Genomic DNA, 18,781 nt, shown 5'->3' with positions numbered 1-18,781 from the left:
GAATCGGTCGCGCCGGACCCCTTGACGGCATTCGTCGGCATCGATAGTTTTTCGACCACCATCGAATTTCTACCGATTGGTGACCATGAAGTTGATCAAAGGCACCGACGCGCAGGCCGTGGACCGCGGGTTCGTCGGCGACGTGCGGGTCGACGCCTCGGTCTGCTACGACTTCGTGGTCAGCCTGCGGGCGCTGCACAACCCGCGCACCTTCACGCGGTCCCGCCGGTGGACGTCGGAGCAGCTGGAACGGCTGGGCGACGAGCACACCGAGGCGGCTAGGTTCCTGTTCCAGGGGTTCGACACCGCGCTGGGGTACGGGGCCATCCGCCTCATCGCGGACCTCCCGCTCGGTGCGGGGCCGCGCGACCTGATCGACGCCGTCGCGGCCCTGCCGGCCGCGGACCTCGCCATGCTCATGCTCGACGACGGCGAGGCCGACGCGCAGCGGCTCGCGGCCTACCGCGAGGTGCTGGACGGCGCACCGAAGCGGGCGGCGACGGCGGTGGCCGGACTGCTGCCCGGCTGGGCGGCCCGGTGCCGGCGCGTGCTCCGCGAGCCGGACGTCGTCCAGGCCGAGCTGGTCGCCGTGCTGGGCAGCTATCTCGACCGGGTGTTCGCCGAGCAGGCCGACGACCTCACGGTGCTGCTCGACGAGGCCGCGGGCGCCGCGCGGGCGATGCTCGACGTGGTGCCGGCGCCGACGGTGATCGAGCAGCTGACGGGCGGCTACACCCTCGGCGAGGACCTGGACCTGCGGTCGGTGACGCTGGCGCCGTCGGTCTTCGCGCACCCCTACATGTCCGCGCGCGTCGACCAGGCCGCGCGTGCGGCGCTGGTCGTGTACGGCGTGCCGAGCGCCTTCTTCGACGGGTACGACCCGGTGCCGATCCGCCAGGACCTCGTCACGGCGCTCAAGGCCATGTCTGATCCGAACCGGCTCGCACTGCTGCGCATGCTGGCGGAGCGGCCCATGTACGCCGCCGAGCTGGCGGCGCAGCTGCGGCTCGGGCAGCCGACGGTGCATCACCACGTGCACCGGCTGCGGGCGGCGGGCCTGGTGCGGCAGGAGCGCGACCGGGTGGGGACGCGCTACTCGCTGCGCGCCGAGGCGACGGCGGAGCTCATCCGCTCGATCGAGGACTGGATCTTCGGCAGCACCGACCGGAGGTCGTGACGCCAGGGGCCGGCGCCCACGGGGGCGGTGGGCCGGCTCAACCATTCACCCGGAAGAACGCTTCGTTCCCAGGGAGACCATCATGCGTGGTCGCTACACCAGCCTCACCTCCTGCTCACTCCTGCTCTGCTCGGCGCTGGCCGTCGCGGCCTGCACCAGCGTGCCGGTGGACGACCGCGGGCCGGCCGACGCGCCGACCATCGACGACGCCGCGGGCCGCGAACCCGTCCCCACGATCCAGCTGCTGACGAAGACGGCGGCCAACGACCCGTCGCGGTTCGAGCTGTCGCGGATGATCGTCGAGGCCTGGCAGGAGGCCGGCATCGACGCCGAACTGCTCCCCGTCGACGACGCGCAGCTGAACGCGCGGACGTTCACCGGGAAGGACTACGACGCGTTCGTCGTGTCGTACGGGCCGACGCCGGAGCGCCTCGACCCGGACAACCTGCTGAGCCGGTTCCAGTCGGACGGCGCGACCGACGCCGGGTCGAACGTCTCGATGTTCGTCGACCCCGGCTACGACGCCGCGTACCTCGAGCAGAACCAGGCCGGCGACGCCGAGACCAGGCGCGCCGCCGTCGAGGAGGCGCAGCGCATCCTCTACGACGAGGTGCCGGTGGTGCCACTGATCTACCCGGTGGTCGGCGCGGCGTACCGGTCCGACCGGTGGGAGGGCATCGAGGCGGCCGTCGGCTACCCGCTCTTCAACGTCTGGAACGCGACCTCGGCGACCCCGCTGGACGACCGCGACACGCTGGTCGTCGGCACCGTCTTCGACCCGCCGACCCTCAACCCGGTGCTGGTCGACACCCTGGAGAGCCAGATCCCGCTGTCGCTGGTCTACGACACGCCGCTGGCGATCGACGCGGACGGCGAGACCGTCGAGCGGGCCGCCGAGAGCGTCGAGGTGTCCGGCACCGAGGTCACGCTGACGCTGCGCGACGGGATGACGTTCAGCGACGGCGCCCCGGTCACCGGCGCGGACCTCGCCTTCACCGTCGAGTACCTGCGCGACACCGCCGCGCCGCTCTACGCGGCCGGGCTGTCCGGGGTGAGCGGCGTGGTGGCGGACGGGCAGACGGTGACGATCACGCTGGCGGCGCCGGCCGCGGCCTTCACCGACGTGACGCTCACGCAATTGCCGATCCTGCCCCGGCACGCGTGGTCGGCGGTGGCCGATCCGACGACGTTCACGAACGACGCGCCGGTCGGGTCCGGCCCGTTCGTGCTGGAGCAGCGCCGCATCGGCGAGTCGCTGAGCTTCGCGGCCCGGCCGGACCACTACGACGCACCGGTGGTCGACCGGCTGGAGCTCGCCATCCTCGGCAGCTTCGAGGCCGGCATCAGCGCGCTGACGTCGGGCGAGATCGACCTCTACGACGACGTGCAGCCGGCCACGCAGTACCAGTCGCTCAAGGAGACCGACGGCGTCACCGTCGTCGAGACCCAGAGCCACGGCTGGCGCGGCCTGCACCTCAACACGTCCCGGGCGCCGTTCGACGACCGCGCCTTCCGGGTGGCGCTGCGCTCGCTGGTCCCGTACGACGACCTCGTCGACGTCGTCATGGAGGGCGCGGCCGAGCCCGGCGGCTCGGTGATCGCGCCGAGCCTGGAGCAGTGGCACGACCCCGGCCTCGCGCCGTTCGAGTACGACGCGGGCGCGGCGATGGAGGCGCTGGCCGACGCGGGCTACGCGTTCGGGCCCGACGGCCGGCTCTACTACCCCGAGACCGGCTCCTGAGCGGAGGTGCGAAGCCATGGCGACCGACACCACCCCGCGGGTCACCGCGGATCCACCGGCTCCGCGACGGCGACGCGGCGGCCGCCCGCTGGCCCGGTTCCTGCTGAGCCGGCTGCTGCAGATGCTGGTCACGCTGGCGGTGCTGGTGCCGCTGACGTTCCTGCTCTTCCGCGCCGTCCCTGGCGACCCGGCCGCCGCGGTCGTCGGGCCGGACATGGACCCGGCCGTCGCCGACCAGCTGCGTGAGCGGTACGGCCTGGACCAGCCGCTGCCGCAGCAGTTCCTGTCGTACTGCCTGGCGCTGCTGCAGGGCGACCTCGGCACGTCCTTCCAGTACAAGGTGCCGGTGGTGGACGTGCTGGGCGACCGGCTGGTCAACTCCGCGGTGCTGGTGGTGCCGGCGGTGCTGCTGGCCGTCGCGATCGGCATCGGGCTCGGCGCGTTCGCCGCGACGTCCGGCCGCCGGTTCGACGAGGGCGTGCGCACCTCCGCGTTCGTCATCAAGGCCTCACCGATCTTCTGGGTGTCGACGCTGGCGCTGACGCTGTTCGGGCTGACGCTGGGCTGGGTGCCGTCGCTGGGCATGTTCTCGCCGGGCGAGGGCGGTGACGGCCTCACCCGGTTCCTGTCGCTGGACTTCCTGCACCATCTCGCGCTGCCGCTGACCATCCTGGTGCTCTACTACCTGGTCGAGCCGACGCTGACCATGCGCACGTCGATGAAGGAGGTGCTCGACCAGGAGTTCATCGAGCTGGGCCGGGCGCAGGGGCTGCCGCGGCGGCGCATCGTCTACCGGCACGGCGCCCGCAACGCGGCGCTGCCGGTGGTGACGCTGGCGCCGGCGCTCGTCGACAACATCATCGGCGGCCAGGTGATCGTCGAGACGGTGTTCTCGTGGCCCGGCATGGGCCGCGGCGTCGTGGAGGCCGTCAACAACTACGACTACCCGATGATGCAGGGGATCTTCCTGCTGACGGCGGTGACGGTCATCGTCGTGAACGCGGTCATCGACGTCGCCTACGCCTACCTCGACCCGAGGGTGAGGCTGGCATGAGCGCGACCATCGCGACCGTCGGCTGGCAGGCGGCCCAGCGGGTCTGGCGCACCCCGGGCGCGAAGCTCGCGCTCCTCGGGTTCGGGCTGTTCGTGCTGGTGGCGCTGATCGGCCCGTGGATCGCGCCGTACGACCCGTTCGCCCGCCTGCAGCTGGCCAACGGCGAGCCGGCCCGCTCGATCCCGCCGAGCCTGGAACACCCGTTCGGGACCACCAGCTACGGGCGCGACGTGCTCAGCCAGGTGATCTGGGGGACCCGCCGCACCCTGGTCGTGGGCTTCGTCGGCGCCCTTGTGACGGTCGTCATCGGGGTCAACGTCGGCCTCGTCGCCGGGTTCGCCGGCGGGCGCACCGACGCGCTGCTCATGCGCATCACCGACAGCGCCTACGCGCTGCCGTTCCTGCCGTTCGCGATCGTGCTGGTCGGCATCCTCGGCCGGTCCGACGTCGTGCTGCTGCTGGCCATCGCGGCGCTGTTCTGGCGGACGACGGCGCGCGTGGTGCGCGCCCAGGTGCTGAGCCTGAAACAACGGCCGTTCGTCCGCGCCGCCGTGGTGGGCGGCGCCCGGCCGCGGCGGGTGCTGTACCGCCACATCGCGCCGAACGTCGTCTCGCTGGCCATGCTCTACGGCCTGTTCCTCGTCACCGAGGCCGTCATCGCCGAGGCCAGCCTGAGCTTCCTCGGCCTCGCCCCGCCCGACTCCATCTCCTGGGGGACGATCATGTTCGACGCGTTCACCTCGACCGAGCTGAACACCACCTGGTGGTGGGCGTTCTTCCCGGGCCTCGCGATCATGCTGTTCGTCCTGTGCATGTCGCTGCTCGGCCGCGCCTACGAGTCGGCGCAGGCGCACCGCTGGGAAAGCCGGCAGCCGTGACGGGCCCCGGTCTCGACGTCCGCGGGCTGGCCGTCACCTACCGCGGCGCCCACGGCGACCGCCAGGCGCTGGAGCACCTCGACCTGACGGTCGCGCCCGGGCGCACCGTCGGGCTGATCGGCCGGTCCGGCTCCGGCAAGACGACGGCGGGCAAGGCCGTCCTCGGGCTGCTCCCGCGCACCGCGACGGTGTCCGGTGAGGTCCGCTTCGACGGCCAGGACCTGCTGACGATGCCGGAGCGGCACCGGCGGCGGCTGCGCTGGGAGCACCTCGCGCTGGTCCCGCAGGCCGCGATGAGCGCGCTCGACCCCGTCATGGCAGTGGACGCGCAGATCGCCGAGGTCGTCCGCGCCCACCGCGACGTCGGGCGGAAGGCGGCGCTGGCGCTGGCCCACCAGTCGCTGGAGCGGGTCGGCATCCACGCCGACCGCGCGTCGTCGTACCCGCACCAGTTCAGCGGCGGCATGCGTCAGCGCGCCCTGATCGCCATGGCCACCGTCCTGGAGCCGGCGGTGCTGGTCGCCGACGAGCCGACCACCGGGCTGGACGTCATCGTCCAGGACCGCGTGCTGGAGCTGCTGGTGCGGGCCAAGGAGGAGCTCGGCCTGGCGCTGCTCGTCGTCACGCACGACCTCGGGGTCGCGAACGAGCTGTGCGACCACGTCGTCGCGCTGGAGCACGGCCGGGTCGAGGCGGCCGGCACGCCGGCGCAGGTGCTGAACCGGCCGGCCGACGCCGGGGTGGTCGTGCCGCGGCCGGCCGGCGAGCCGGCGCTCGAGGTCTCCGGGGTGACGGTGAGCTTCGCCGGTGGGCGCGGGCTGGCGGCGCTGCGCCGGTCCAGCGAGCTGACCGTGCTGCGCGACGTCTCGCTCACCGTGGGACGCGGCGAGGTCGTCGGGCTGGCGGGGGAGAGCGGCTGCGGCAAGAGCTCGCTGGCCGCGACGCTCGTGGGCCTCACCTCCGTCGACGACGGCGCGATCCGCGTAGCAGGGCACGAGCTGGCCGCCGGCGACCGCGCCGACTGGCGGCCGCTGCGCCGGCACGTGCAGATGATCTTCCAGGACCCGTACGACTCGCTGAACCCGCGCCTGCGGGTGCGCGACGCCGTCGCCGAGCCGCTCGTCGCCCAGCGCCTCGCCGCGGACGACGAGGAGCGGGACCGGCGCGTCGCACGGGCGCTGGACGACGCCGGCCTGACCCCCGCGGCCGACTACCTCGACCGGTATCCGTACCAGCTCAGCGGCGGCGAACGGCAGCGGGTCGCGATCGCCCGCGCGCTGGTCGTCGAGCCGCGGGTGATCCTCGCCGACGAGCCCGTCTCGATGCTGGACGAGCACACCGCCGCCGGGGTCGTGGCGCTGCTCGGCGATCTCGCCCGGCGCCTGGACGTCGCCGTCCTGCTGGTCTCGCACGACGTGTCGCTGCTGCGTCGGGTCTGCGACCGCGTCGCCGTCATGTACCTGGGCCGCATCGTGGAGCAGGGACCCGCGCGCGACGTCCTCGACACCCCGCGCCACCCCTACACGCTGGCGCTGGTGCGCGCCGTCCCCTCGCGCGTGCCCGGGCAGCCGCGGGCCCGCGTCCTGCTGGACGGCGAGCCGCCGTCGCTGCGGCACCGGCCGACCGGCTGCGCGTTCCATCCGCGCTGCCCGAAGGCGTCGCCGTCCTGCGCGGGCGAGGACCCGCCGCTCACCGACCTGGCGCCGGGCCATGGCGCCGCCTGCTGGCACCCCGTCGCCGTCGCGGCGGAGAAGGGAGCCGCCCGGGCCTGACGCCGCACCCGTCACCGCACCCACCCCACAGCCGAAGGGACAGCACGATGCAGATCATCACGCCCGACGACGTCGAGACCAACGACAACGAGACCCGCACCAGCTGGCGGCTGCTCAACGCCGACACGCTGGGCGTCGACTACGGCGCGCGCGGCGGGCTCATCGACTACAAGCACCGCGCGGAGGCGCCGACCGACGAGCAGCTCGGCGGCGCGCACGAGCACCCGGAGTACTACTACGTGATCTCCGGGTCCGGCGTGGTCGGCCTGCCGGGCGAGCGGGTCCCGATCACGGGCGGCTCGGCGTTCGTGATCCCCGCCGGCGTCCGTCACTCCATCTGGGGCTCGTCCGCCGACGCCCCCGTCACCGCGTTCTACGTCTCGCTCAAGCGATGAGCCTGAGCGAACCGGCGGTCGCCGCCGCTGACCTGTCGCCCTCCGTGGCGACGGGTCAGCGGGCGATCCACGACCACGACCTCACGTACCCGCTCTGGCCGCCGCTGGTCGCGGGCTGCCCGCGGTCGAGCACCGAGACGATGGCGTACCCGCTCGAGGTGGCCTACGACTACGCGGCGCTCGCGCCGGACGTCGTCACGGCGCTCTTCGCGCGCGACGACGTGCCCGCCGACGCGTCCGCCTGGGCGCCGCTGCTGCCGCCGCTGCACCCCGGCCTGGTCCGCGGCATCGGCGGCACATCCCTGCTCGACGCCTCGGCGCTGTTCGACACCGACGTGCCCGTGCTGCTCAAGGACGAGAGCCGCAACCCGACGTGGAGCCACAAGGACCGCCTCAACCTGTGCGCCGTCAGCGCGGCCGCCCTGTCCGGCGCGCCGGGCGTCGTCGTCGCGTCGTCGGGAAACCACGGCGCGTCCGCGGCGGCCATGGCCGCGGCGGTCGGCCTGCCGTGCGTCGTCGTCATGTCGACCGGCGGGCCGCCCGCAGTCGAGTCGTTCGTCGGTGCGTACGGCGCCACCGTCCTGTCGGTGCCGCGCGACGCCCGCTGGAGCGTCGTCAAGGACATCGTCGACCGCCTCGGCTTCCAGCCGGTCAGCAACCAGACCGTCACGCACACCGGCCACCCGTTCGGGCCCGAGGGCTACAAGACGATCGCCTACGAGCTCTTCGTCGAGCTGGGGCACCGGGTGCCCGCCGCCGTGTTCGTCCCGGCCGGGTACGGGGAGCTGCTCTACGGCGTGTGGAAGGGGTTCGAGGAGCTGCGCCTGCTGGGCGTGGCCGATCGCGTGCCGGCGATCCACGCGGCCGAGGTGGCCGGGCGCGACGTCATCGCGTCGGCCCTGCGGTCCGGGCTGCCGGCGGTGACGGTGCAGGCCACGCCGACGGACGCCTACTCGGTCGCCACGACCACCGGCGGCTACCGCGCGACCCACGTCATGACCTACACCACCGGCTCCGTCGTCGGCGTGGACGACGCGGGCATGCTGGCCGCGCAGGACCTGCTGGCCCGGTTCGGCATGTGGCAGGAGCTCTCCGGCGTCATCGGCGTGGCCGGCCTGCGCCGCCGCCTCGCCGCCGGCGCCACGTTCGACGGGCCGGTCGTGTGCATCTGCACGTCGAGCGGCTTCAAGGACAAGAACGCGCTGCGCTACCAGCCCATCGCGACCGCCGCCGACTGGGCGTCGATCTCCGCCGTGCTGACCGCTCGCGGCATCACCGCCTAGGCGCGCAAAGCGGCGTCGAGGGCGGACATGAGGGCGGCGGGACGGCTCTTGCCGGCGGGCGCGGGCGGGTAGCGGCGCAGGACGTCGACGAGGACGTTGGTGGCGCGCCGGCGGGCGAGCTCGAGGGACGCGTCGCCGGCGCGGGGGTCGTCGCCGGCGGTGAGCTCGGCGATGCGGGCGGCGTTGGCTGCGGCGCGCAGGATGTGGCCGACCTGGTGCGCCTTGGCGATCGGGTGCAGGTAGGCGGCCGACGCGGCGTCGCCGGCGGCCTGGGCGGCGAGGCGGGCGGCCTCGGTGGGCGCCGCGGCCGCGGCCCGGTGCGCGTCGAGCGACGTGACCCGCTGCAGCCTGGTCCGGCGAGCACCGCCGGCGAACGTCCAAGCGGCGTCGAGGGCGGCGCGCGGCCGGGGGTCGCCGGGGCAGGCCTGCTCGAACACGGGCAGCACGTCCTGCGCCGACTCGGCCGCGTAGCGGGCCACCACCCGCAGTTCGTCGTCGGTCAGCTCGAAGTCGCCGGTCACGTCGGGCCTCCTCCAGTGGTCCACCAGCGTGACACCCGCGACGACGACAGCGGCGGCCGGGCTCACCCATCGGCAGAGGTCGCCGCCGCGCTGACGGCCGACGCCCGTAGCGCCACCACGACGCCGACGACCCCCGCGGCGGCCAGCCCGAACAGCAGGTACCGGGCCGAGACCAGCATCGACGGCGCGCCCAGATTGAGCAGCAGCCCGCCCACGGCCGACCCGATGGCCAGCCCGATCAGCTCGACGGTGTTGACGCCGGCGCTGGCCTTGCCGGCCTCGGCCGGGTCGGACGAGCTACCCATCACCGCGACGACGACGTGCGGGAACGCCAGGCCGATGCCGGCGCCCGCGACGACCAGCCCGAGCACCCACACGACCACGAGCCAGGCGCCGGCGTCCTCCCGCTGGAACACGCCGGTGACGGCGAGACCGAGGGCCATGACGCCCGGCCCGGCGACGCGCAGCCGCCGCACCGCCTCGGGCCGCCGGGCGCCGGAGCTGACCAGCATGGTGGCCGACCAGCCGAGCGACACGGCCGCGCCGAGGAACCCCGCGACCACCGGCTCCAGCCCGGCGAGGCGCTGGCCGAACAGCGGCGTGAACGCCTCCGACACCGTGCCGACGGCGAGGATCGCGATGCTGAGGTACAGCCACTTCAGCGGCGACCCGGCCACGTAGGTCGAGCGCGGCAGCACCCGCACCGGCGAGCGCCGCTCCCAGTGCACGAACGCGCCGATCACGACCACCGCGGCGGCGACGACGCCGAGCATCTGCACGGTGTCGTCGCGCAGGCTCGCGACGCTGATCAGCGCGGTCGCCGTCGTCAGCAGGACGAGCGAGACGTACGGGACGGGCTCGGCGACGGCCCGGCCGTCCGAGCGCGGCAGCGCCCGCGGCACCAGGACGGCCAGCGCGACGCCGGCGAGCGCCAGCACGCCGAACGCCCAGCGCCAGGTGCCCAGCTGGGCGAACGCGCCGCCCATGGCCGGGCCGGCCAGGGTCCCGACGCCCCACATGGCCGACACCAGCGCCGTCGCCCGGGCCCAGAGCCGCTCGGGGTAGGCCGCCTGGATGACGGCGTAGCCGAGCCCGGCCAGCATGCCGCCGCCGAAGCCCTGGACGGCGCGGCCGGCCAGCAGCATCGTCATCGACGGGCTGACGGCGGCGATGACGGCGCCGAGCACGAACGGTGCCAGCCCGATGAGGTAGGCGGCGACCGGTCCGCGCCGGGCCAGCGTCCGGCTCACCAGCATCGACGAGATCACCGAGGCGATCATGAACACCGTCGTGCTCCACGCGTAGAGCCGTTCGCCGCCGATCTCGTCGATCGCGGTGGGCAACAGGCTCGTGGTGAGGAAGATGTTCACGGCGTGCAGGGCGATGCCGCCGGCCAGGACCAGCGAGGTCGTGGCCCGGCCCGCGGCGAACAGCTCGCGGAAGCTCGCCGGGCGCTCGTCTGTTGTCGTCATGGTCCGGAAACCTAGAATCTCAAGGGAACTTGAGGTCAACCATGGAGGTGAGCGCGCTGGAGCCCGACGATCTGCTCACGGTGGGCGAGGTGTCGCGCCGCACCGGCGTGGCGGTCTCGGCCCTGCACTACTACGAGCAGCTCGGCCTGATCGAGTCGTCGCGCACGTCCGGGAACCAGCGTCGCTATCCGCGGTTCATGATCCGGCGCATCTCGCTGATCCTGGTGGCCAAGCGGCTGGGCATCTCGCTCGCGGACGTCGCCGAGGTCTTCGCGACGCTGCCGATGCAGCGCATGCCCGACTCCCACGACTGGCACCGGCTGTCCAAGCGCTGGCAGGCCCAGCTCGAGGCGAAGAAGCGCGAGCTGGAGAACCTGCAGCGCGAGCTCACCGGCTGCATCGGCTGCGGCTGCCTGTCGATGAAGGCGTGTTACCTGCTCAACCCCGACGACGTGTTCGGCGCGGACGGCACCGGGCCGCGCCGCGTCACGACGGACGGGTCAGGCTGACTTCCACTCCTCGGCGAGCAGCGCGTAGCCGAGGCCGTCGAGCCACTGGCCGGAGCGGTGCAGCGAGTCGGCGACGTTGTACGCCTCGCGGCGCATGCCGACCCGTTCCATCAGGCGCCAGGACGGCTCGTTGTCGGCGAAGCACAGCGCGGTGACGCGGCGCAGGCCCAGCTCCGCGAAGCAGAGCCGCAGCAGCTCGCGGACGGCCTCGGTGGCGTAGCCGTGGCCCTGGGCGGCGGGATCGAAGACCCAGCCCAGCTCGGCCTGGACGCCGCGGGCGGCCGCGGCCACCTCGGTCTGGGCCCAGGCGTCCTCGACCCGCACCATGAGGTCGCCGATGACGGACGCGTCGTGCTCGACCAGCACGGCCGTGGCCAGCCGGCCGGGCTCGGCGAACCGGGCCCGGAAAGCGGCGGCGTCGTCCGGGAGGTCGGTCAGCCAGCGGGCCACCGGCTCCAGGCGGCGGTACTCCCAGACGGCGTCGGCGTCGTCGGGACCGGCGGGGCGCAGCGTGAGGCGGTCGGTGCGGACCGGCCAGCCGATTCGGTCGAGCACGCGGGGCGCCGAGGTGTCGTCGCTCATCGAACGCCGAGCGTATACGGCCGGTCACGGCCGTGGCGACGCCGCCTGCCCGTAGCGGCGGCGGTACGCCCGCGGCGAGACGCCGAACACGTGGCGGAACCGGCGGCTGAGGTAGTTCGGGTCGGGCCAGCCATAGCGCCCGCCGATCTCCGCGATGGGGTCGTCGCCGTTGATGAGGTCGGCCGCGACGTGCTCGGCCCGGAGCCGGGCGAGGTACGCGATCGGCGCCATGCCGGTGGCCTGTGAGAACAGCCTCGACAGGTGCGACGGTGACAGGTGGGTGCGGTCGGCGAGCTCACCGAGCGTCCACGGGTGGGCGACGTCGTGCTCCAGCAGGCGCAGGGTGCTGGCGATGGACGTCGGCAGGTGCGGCGCCGGGCGCAGGCCCGCGGCGGGCTCGTCCAGCTCCGGTGCGGCGGCGATCTCGCCCAGGGCGGCGGTCAGCAGGCCGACCCGCTGGGCCGACGACGAGATGCCGTCGGAGGGGTGCCGCGGCGGCACGGCGGCGAGCCAGTCGATGACGCTGGTGAGCGCCGGGCCGGCCAGGGCGCGCTCGGTGACCCGGCCGGGAGCGGGCGGGCTGATGAGGCTGCTGCACTCCGGGGTGTCGCGCAGCCAGCTCAGGGCCGACTGGAGCACCTCGGTGCCGAGGTAGATGTTCCACACGCGCAGGTCCTGGCACTCGCGCCAGCTGTGCCACTCGCCGGGCCGCAGCACCGCGCAGTAGCCCCGCCGCACCGACCGCCGTGACGAGCGGGTCTCGTGGTCGGCACGGCCGCTCTCGACCACCACGATCTCGATGAACTCGTGGCTGTGCGGGCCGACCTCGCCCAGGCCGTCCATCAGCTCCGCGGCGATCGCCGGGCCCGCGGCCGGCAGCGTCTCGCGGCGTCGATAGCGCGTGATCATGGCCACCCCTGAGCGTTTCGTGCTACTTCAGGACCAGATCATGCTAGCTCTGGCCTCCTGCCAGGACAATGATTGCGCAATACGTGCAAGTCGATCCGCAGCCGACGCGACAAGGAGGTCACGGTGAGCACTGACACACGCTCGATGCGCTGGCGCCGGCCGATGGCGGTGGTCGCCGCCGCGGCGGCCGTCGTGCTCGCGCTCTCCGGGCCGGGAGCCGCGGCCGGCCCGGAGGACGGCGAGGCGGCCGGCGAGGCGGCCGGCGAGGCGGCCGGCGGGACGCTTGCGACGGCCCCGAACGTCATGGCGCCGGGTGGTCCGCTGGTGGCGACCGACGCGCTGGGCCGCGAGCTCACCGACCACACCACGGCGCCGGCGCCGCGCGACGACCGCACGGTGGGCGTGTTCTACGTGCTCTGGCACGGCTCCAACGACATGCGCGAGTACAAGAACGTCTTCGACAACAACGCCACCCTGGCCGAGGACCCGCTCGCGTGGCAGACGCCCGGCAGCGGCGCCTTCCCCGGGCCGGGCCACTTCGCCTACTGGGGCGAGCCGCTCTACGGCTACTTCCGCAGCGACGACGCGTGGGTGGTCCGCCGCGACCTGCAGCTGCTCGCCGCCGCGCAGGTCGACTACCTCGTCCTCGACGCGTCGAACTGGGAGCTCTACAAGCCGCAGGCGATCCTGCTGATGCGGACGATCGTCGAGCTCCAGGCCCAGGGCGTGCGGGCGCCGCAGGTGGTCTTCATGACGCACACCGAGTCGACCCGGAACATGGACGAGCTCTACCGGACGTTCTACGCCGACGACGCGCCGCACCGGTATCCGAGCACCTGGTTCCGATGGGACGGCAAGCCGCTGATCATGGGCGCCGATCCGTCCGCGGAGGTTCAGGACTTCTTCACCTTCCGCTACGCGCAGTGGCCGAACGAGCCGCAGCAGCCGGCCGGCGGGTGGGACTGGATCAGCTTCGACCGCCCGCAGCGCGGCAACCTCGACGCCGACGGACAGCTCGAGCAGATGGCGGTGTCGCCGGCGCAGAACTCCGGCAGCTCGTCGATCTTCAGCTACTCCGCGTGGTACGGGCTGGACGATCCGCCGTCGCGCAGCCGCAGCTTCCACGACGGCGCCGAGGACGAGTCGCCCGGCGCGGAGAACGCCGGGCACAACTTCCAGGAGCAGTGGGACCACGCCATCGAGGCCGACCCCGAGACGATCCTCGTGCTCGAGTGGAACGAGTGGATCGCCGGCAACTGGGCGGCGCGGCCCACCGATCCGCTGGTGTTCTACGACGTCGTGAACACCCGGTGGAGCCGCGACCTCGCACCGATGACCGGCGGCTACGGCGACAACTACTACCTGCAGCTGGTCGACAACATCCGCCGGTACAAGGGGGTGGCGCCACCCGCCGGCACCGGGGCCGAGCGCACCATCGACCTGCGCGGCGGGTTCGGCCAGTGGAGCGACGTGGCGCCCGAGTACGCCGACTACCAGGGCGACACCGCGCCGCGCGACCACCCGGGCGTCGACGCCCGGACGTACGTCAACCGCACCGGCCGCAACGACATCGTCTCGGCGAAGGTGACCAGGGACGACGAGAAGGTCTACTTCTACGCGCGCACCCAGGAGCAGCTGACCGAGGTGTCCGCCGACGGCTGGATGACCCTGTACCTCGACTCCGACGCCGACGGCGCCACCGGCTGGTCCGGCTACGACCTGCGGGTGCGCTGGCACGGCGCCGACGACGCCCGGCTGGAGCGCTTCACGGGCGACGGCTGGGAGAACGCCCACGCGCCGGTCCCGTACCGGACCGCGAGGGACGAGCTGATGGTGGCCGTGCCGCGGGAGGCACTGGACGGGACGGACGAGCCGCTGCGGCTGGCCTTCAAGTGGTGGGACCACCAGCAGAGCGACGACATCATGGACGCCTACCTCTCCGGCGACGCCGCACCGGACGGCCGGTTCAGCTACCTCTACGACACCGGCGACCACCCCGGCGCGGGGGAGCAGGCCGGACCGCCGGCGGTGGAACCGCTGCCGGAACAGGCGCCGGGCTGGCACCGGATCGAGGACGACGACCACACCACCGACTACGAGGCGCACGTCACCCCGGCCGCGAGCACCTGGGTGACGGCCGCCGACCCGGACAGCTCGGGCGGCACGTACAGCTACCTCTACAACCCCGGCGGCCGCCGCGACGCGTTCTTCCGCAGCTTCATCAGGGCCGGCTTCGAGGGCAACGCCGTGCGCTGGGTGGCTCCGGCCGGCCCGAAGGGCACCGAGGCGGAGGTGTTCGTGGACGGGCTGTCCCAGGGCGTCGTCTCCCTCTACAGCGAGCGCGACGAGCCGCGGCGCACCGCGTTCGAGCTGCGCGGCCTGCCCGAGGGACAGCACGAGATCATGGTGGTGTTCCTCGCCCAGAGCGGCACCTACTACCACGACTACTTCGAGTACGGCGTCGGCGCGGCCGGACGCGACGGCGACCCGGCCGACCTCCTGGCCGGCGCGTACGCCACCGCGTCGTCGTTCGCCCCCGCGCAGTGGTTCGCGACCAACGCCGCGCAGGTCGGCGACGGCCGGGTGGGCACGTACTGGCGCGGCACCCAGGCCTCCGGCGACCACGTCGCCCTGTCCTTCGGCCGCACCGTGCCGTTCGACCGGGTCGACGTGGTGCCCCGGACCGCCGGCACCACGATCACGTCGTTCGAACTACGCCTGCACGACGCGCGTGGCTGGCGCACCGCCCACCGTGGCGGCGAGCTCTCCGAGGCCACCACCATCGAGCTCGGCATGACCCGCGCCGACGTCGTCCAGCTGCTCGTCACCGGCACCACCGGCGGCGGGCCGGAGGTGGCCGAGCTCGCCGTCCGGTCGGCCCGCGACACCACGCCGGCGCCGCCGGCCACCGCGTGGGAGTTCGCCAACGGCGCCGATGGCTGGACCGGGGCCGGGCCGGTCGACGGCCCGCACTGGTCGGACGACGGCGCCATCGGCGGCGACGTCGCGGGACCCGGCGCGGCCCTCCTCTCGCCCGGCGACCTCGAGATCGACGCCGGCGAGTACCGCTCCGTCCTCGTCGACCTGGAGAACCGCACCGCCGCCCGCGAGGCCCAGCTGCGCTACGTGGCGACCACGCCCGACGGCCGGACCGTCGAGGGCCGCCGTCCGTTCCGCATCGCCGCGAACAGCGGCCACACCGCCTACGTCGTCGACCTGACCGACGCACCGGACTGGGCGGGCACCGTCCACCAGATCGGCGTCGAGGTCTCCGCCGGCGCGGGCCGGATGGAGCTCGGCCACGTGCGGCTCGCGCCGGACCACGCGGTGTACGCCGCCCACTTCGCCGACGACCTCGACGGGTGGACGGCGCCGGGCGCGACCTGGCGACCGGACGGCTCCGCCGACGTCCCGCTCGACGGCGACGGCGACGTGCTCGGCTCGCCGGAGCTGCGAGCCGACCTCGCCAACGCCGACACCGTGACGCTGCGGCTGCGCAACGCCTCATCCGCACACCAGGGCGTGCTCCGGTTCCGCACGAGCGCCGACCCCGAGGGCGCCGAGCACACCGTCCCGTTCGAACTCACCGCGCACGACGAGACGTTCACGACCTACCAGGTCGGCATGGACGCGGTGCCCGCCTGGCGGGGCGTCCTGGAGCACCTCGCCGTCGAGGTCGTGGGCGCCGAGCCGGACGAACACCTGCGGGTCGACACCGTCCGGGTCGAGCCGTTCGTGCTGACCTCGCTCAACACGAAGCGCACCTGGACCTTCGACGAGTCCGCCGAGGGGTGGGGCGGGGCCGGCCACATCGACGGGTTCGGGTGGAACGACGGGGCCGTGGGCGGGACGATCACCGGGCCGGACCCGCAGTTCTACTCCGCGCCCGACCTCTGGCTCGACCTCACCGAGCTCACGACGGTGTCGATCCGGATGGCCGTCGACACCAGCGCGACGCACGGCACCCTGTACTTCACCACCGAGGCCCAGCCGAACTTCAGCGAGGCCAACAGCATCCGCATCCCGCTCGTGCCGGGTGAGACCGGCTACGTCGACCACGAGCTGGACCTGAGCGGCGTCGCCGGCTGGACCGGCGTGCTGCGGCAGCTCCGGCTCGACCCGGAGGAGGGCGACAGCACCGGGACCTTCCTCGTCGACCGGGTCGAGCTGCGGCCGGCCACGATCACTTCAGCAAAGGAGCTCGACCGATGAGAACACTCCACGCCGAACGGCGGCTCGCCGCACCCGCGGCCGCGATCGCCCTGCTGTGCCTCGCCGCCTGCGGCGGTGGCGGGTCCGGCGACACGTCCGGCGACGCCTCGGGCGACGTGCGGCTGACGATGATCGGCTGGAACATCGCGGCCGCGGAGGAGACCATCGCGGCGTTCGAGGAGGAGCACCCCGGCGTCACGGTCGAGTTCCGCCCCTACGCCTACAACGACTACCTCCAGGCGCTGCGCCCCGCCCTGACCGGCAACGAGGGCCCGGACGTCTTCCAGGTGCAGCCCGGCGGCATGCTGACGAACTACGAGCCGCTGGCGGCCGACCTGCGCCCGCACCTGGAGGAGAGCCTGGGCGAGCAGTGGCGGGACGCCTACTACGAGGCCGGCCTCGAGCAGCTCGCCTACGACGACAAGCAGGCCGCCCTGCCCGGCATCATGAGCGCGGCCGGACTCGTGTACTACGACCAGGCGGTCCTCGACGAGGCCGGCGTCGAGGTGCCCACCACCTTCGACGAGTGGGAGACGGCCTGCGCCGCCGTCGTCGCCACCGGCCGTCAGTGCCTGGCCCACGGCGCCAAGGACGCGTGGGTCAACATCGACGTCTTCCTGTCCGTCATCAACTCCGACGCGCCGGGGATCGTGTACGACGCCATCGCCGGCGACGTCGCGTGGGACGCGCCGGAGTTCGTGACCGCCGCCACCGAGTTCGCCTCCCTGTTCCAGAACGGGATCATCGCCGAGGGCGCGGCGTCGCGCGCCGAGTACCCCGACGCGTTCAACGAGTTCGTCGCCGGCAACGCGGCGTTCATCGCGCTCGGCACGTGGAACACCGCGGGCACCATGACGTCCGAAGGGCTGGCGCTGTCCGCCGAGGGCATCTCGGGCGAGCCGTCCGGCCCGTTCTACGCCGCGCCGTTCCCGGCGCCGCAGAGCGGCAACGACCCGACGGCGCTGTTCGGCGGCCCGGACAACGGCTGGGCGGTGTCGGCGCAGAGCGCGCATCCGGACGAGGCCTACGACCTCGTCGAGTTCCTGACCCACGGCGGCGGCCAGGACGTCCAGGCGTCGCTGGCCAACTTCCCGGCGAACACCGAGGTCGCCATCAGCACCGCCGACGTCGTGGTGCCCGAGCAGGTCCAGAACATCGAGGAGCAACAGGCGGGCCTGGCGGACCTGGTCGGGGCGCGGCAGATCCCGTACCCGGACCTGGAGGCGGCACTGGGGCACGCGCTGTCGAGCATCATCGCCGACCCGGGATCGATCGAGGGCGCCCTGGCCGAGGTCGAGCAGGTGTCCGCGGGCCTCGACCGTTGACCGCCCCGTCCCAGCTGGCGCGAGCGGCGGACGGGCCGGCACCGGCCGGCCCGCCCGCGCCGGCGCGGGCCCGCCGCCGCCACGACCGGCGCACCCGCCTGGCCGGATTCCTCTGGCTGCTCCCGGCGTTGATGCTGGTCGTCGGCGTCGTCCACGTCGGCATCGTCTACAACGCCGTCATCAGCACGACCGACTGGAACGGCATCGCTCCCACCCGGCAGCCGGTCGGCTTGGACAACTTCTCCGCGATCGTCTCCGACGACGTGTTCCTCGCCGCCCTGCGGAACACCGCCGCCTACGCCGTCGCCGTCACGGTGCTGCAGCTCGGCGCGGGTCTCGCGGTCGCCGTCCTGGTGCGCACCCAGGCACGTGGCCGGAACCTGCTGCGCGTCCTGATCTTCGTGCCGGTGGTCCTCTCACCGGCGATCATCGGGACGACCGCCCGCTACCTGCTCGACCAGGACGGCGCGCTGAACGAGCTGCTCCGCGCGGCCGGCCTGGGCGACCTCGCCCGGCCGTGGCTGGCCGACTCGACGTTCGCACTGGCCACGCTGGTGGTCATCACCGTCTGGCAGTACACCGGCTACAGCTTCGTCATCTACGACGCGGCGATCGCCCAGGTGGACCCCGCGACCCTGGAGGCGGCGCAGATCGACGGCGCCGGCAACCTGCGGACGTTCACCGCGGTGGTCCTGCCGCACCTGCGCGGCGCGCACCTGGTGCTCATCGTGCTCACCGCGATCAGCTCACTGAAGACGTTCGACCTCGTCATGCTGACCACGGCCGGCGGGCCGGGCACGTCGACGGAACTGCTCACCCTGCACGTCTACGAGCAGACGATCCTGCGCTTCCACGCCGGCTACGGCGCCGCGCTGTCCCTCGTCCTGGTGGCCATCGCGCTGGTGTTCGCGGTGCTGCAGGTCCGGCTCTCGCGGCTCCGGGAGGTCTGAG

Annotated in this window: 15 protein-coding genes; 11 read left to right on the top strand and 4 right to left on the bottom strand. The window is 73.4% G+C overall.

Going from position 1 to position 18,781, the window contains the following annotated elements; genetic code table 11:
• Positions 1-85: 85 nt before the first annotated feature.
• From BLU82_RS15630 to BLU82_RS15600, 7 genes are all read left to right on the top strand, one after another.
• Positions 86-1,177, top strand: a complete 1,092-nt coding sequence (locus BLU82_RS15630; RefSeq protein WP_157741024.1) for a helix-turn-helix transcriptional regulator — start codon at positions 86-88, stop codon at positions 1,175-1,177.
• 82 nt (positions 1,178-1,259) lie between these two features.
• Positions 1,260-2,918 (top strand): ABC transporter substrate-binding protein, encoded by a 1,659-nt coding sequence (locus BLU82_RS15625; protein ID WP_092622067.1) that lies wholly within the window; start codon positions 1,260-1,262, stop codon positions 2,916-2,918.
• 16 nt (positions 2,919-2,934) lie between these two features.
• The gene (locus BLU82_RS15620) at positions 2,935-3,972 is read left to right on the top strand and encodes an ABC transporter permease (RefSeq protein ID WP_092622065.1); all 1,038 of its coding nucleotides are present in this window, start codon (positions 2,935-2,937) and stop codon (positions 3,970-3,972) included.
• Positions 3,969-4,850 carry an ABC transporter permease gene (locus BLU82_RS15615; RefSeq protein ID WP_092622063.1) on the top strand — a complete coding sequence of 294 codons (882 nt, stop codon included), beginning with the start codon at positions 3,969-3,971 and terminating at the stop codon, positions 4,848-4,850. The genes BLU82_RS15620 and BLU82_RS15615 overlap by 4 nt, the downstream gene beginning before the upstream one ends.
• A complete protein-coding gene (locus BLU82_RS15610) occupies positions 4,847-6,622 on the top strand; it encodes an ABC transporter ATP-binding protein (RefSeq protein ID WP_197682973.1) in 1,776 nt (591 codons plus the stop codon). The genes BLU82_RS15615 and BLU82_RS15610 overlap by 4 nt, the downstream gene beginning before the upstream one ends.
• A 47-nt stretch (positions 6,623-6,669) precedes the next feature.
• Entirely contained in the window at positions 6,670-7,017 is a 348-nt protein-coding gene (locus BLU82_RS15605; protein ID WP_092622061.1) for a cupin domain-containing protein, read from the top strand.
• Positions 7,014-8,300 carry a pyridoxal-phosphate dependent enzyme gene (locus tag BLU82_RS15600; protein WP_092622059.1) on the top strand — a complete coding sequence of 429 codons (1,287 nt, stop codon included), beginning with the start codon at positions 7,014-7,016 and terminating at the stop codon, positions 8,298-8,300. The genes BLU82_RS15605 and BLU82_RS15600 overlap by 4 nt, the downstream gene beginning before the upstream one ends.
• Here the strand turns inward: BLU82_RS15600 and BLU82_RS15595 are convergent.
• On the bottom strand, positions 8,297-8,821 hold the full coding sequence (locus BLU82_RS15595; protein WP_092625881.1) for a putative immunity protein: 525 nt from the start codon (positions 8,819-8,821) through the stop codon (positions 8,297-8,299). The two genes, BLU82_RS15600 and BLU82_RS15595, sit on opposite strands and share 4 nt — an antisense overlap.
• 62 nt (positions 8,822-8,883) lie before the next feature.
• On the bottom strand, positions 8,884-10,293 hold the full coding sequence (locus BLU82_RS15590; protein WP_092622057.1) for an MFS transporter: 1,410 nt from the start codon (positions 10,291-10,293) through the stop codon (positions 8,884-8,886).
• 41 nt (positions 10,294-10,334) lie between these two features.
• On the opposite strand from BLU82_RS15590, the gene soxR reads away from it, so the two are divergent.
• Positions 10,335-10,802: a redox-sensitive transcriptional activator SoxR gene (gene soxR / locus BLU82_RS15585; protein ID WP_092622055.1), complete on the top strand. Its 468-nt coding sequence runs from the start codon at positions 10,335-10,337 to the stop codon at positions 10,800-10,802.
• On the opposite strand, the gene BLU82_RS15580 is transcribed toward soxR, so the two are convergent.
• Both BLU82_RS15580 and BLU82_RS15575 read right to left on the bottom strand, forming a co-directional pair.
• The gene (locus BLU82_RS15580) at positions 10,794-11,384 is read right to left on the bottom strand and encodes a GNAT family N-acetyltransferase (protein ID WP_092622053.1); all 591 of its coding nucleotides are present in this window, start codon (positions 11,382-11,384) and stop codon (positions 10,794-10,796) included. The two genes, soxR and BLU82_RS15580, sit on opposite strands and share 9 nt — an antisense overlap.
• Positions 11,385-11,408: 24 nt before the next feature.
• Positions 11,409-12,293 (bottom strand): AraC family transcriptional regulator, encoded by an 885-nt coding sequence (locus tag BLU82_RS15575; RefSeq protein WP_157741022.1) that lies wholly within the window; start codon positions 12,291-12,293, stop codon positions 11,409-11,411.
• Positions 12,294-12,416: 123 nt separating this feature from the next.
• Between BLU82_RS15575 and BLU82_RS15570 the strand changes: the two genes are divergently transcribed.
• The 3 genes from BLU82_RS15570 to BLU82_RS15560 are packed head-to-tail and all read left to right on the top strand — an operon-like array spanning position 12,417 to position 18,780.
• Positions 12,417-16,505: a discoidin domain-containing protein gene (locus BLU82_RS15570; protein WP_157741020.1), complete on the top strand. Its 4,089-nt coding sequence runs from the start codon at positions 12,417-12,419 to the stop codon at positions 16,503-16,505.
• Positions 16,502-17,830 (top strand): ABC transporter substrate-binding protein, encoded by a 1,329-nt coding sequence (locus tag BLU82_RS15565; protein ID WP_092622047.1) that lies wholly within the window; start codon positions 16,502-16,504, stop codon positions 17,828-17,830. Before BLU82_RS15570 ends, BLU82_RS15565 begins: the two co-directional genes overlap by 4 nt.
• Positions 17,827-18,780: a carbohydrate ABC transporter permease gene (locus BLU82_RS15560; protein WP_092622045.1), complete on the top strand. Its 954-nt coding sequence runs from the start codon at positions 17,827-17,829 to the stop codon at positions 18,778-18,780. Before BLU82_RS15565 ends, BLU82_RS15560 begins: the two co-directional genes overlap by 4 nt.
• Position 18,781 lies beyond the last annotated feature (1 nt).

This window comes from Jiangella sp. DSM 45060, assembly GCF_900105175.1.
Lineage (GTDB): Bacteria > Actinomycetota > Actinomycetes > Jiangellales > Jiangellaceae > Jiangella.
Note: the sequence above shows the minus strand (reverse complement) of the source record. Positions and strands in the feature narration are given on the sequence as shown.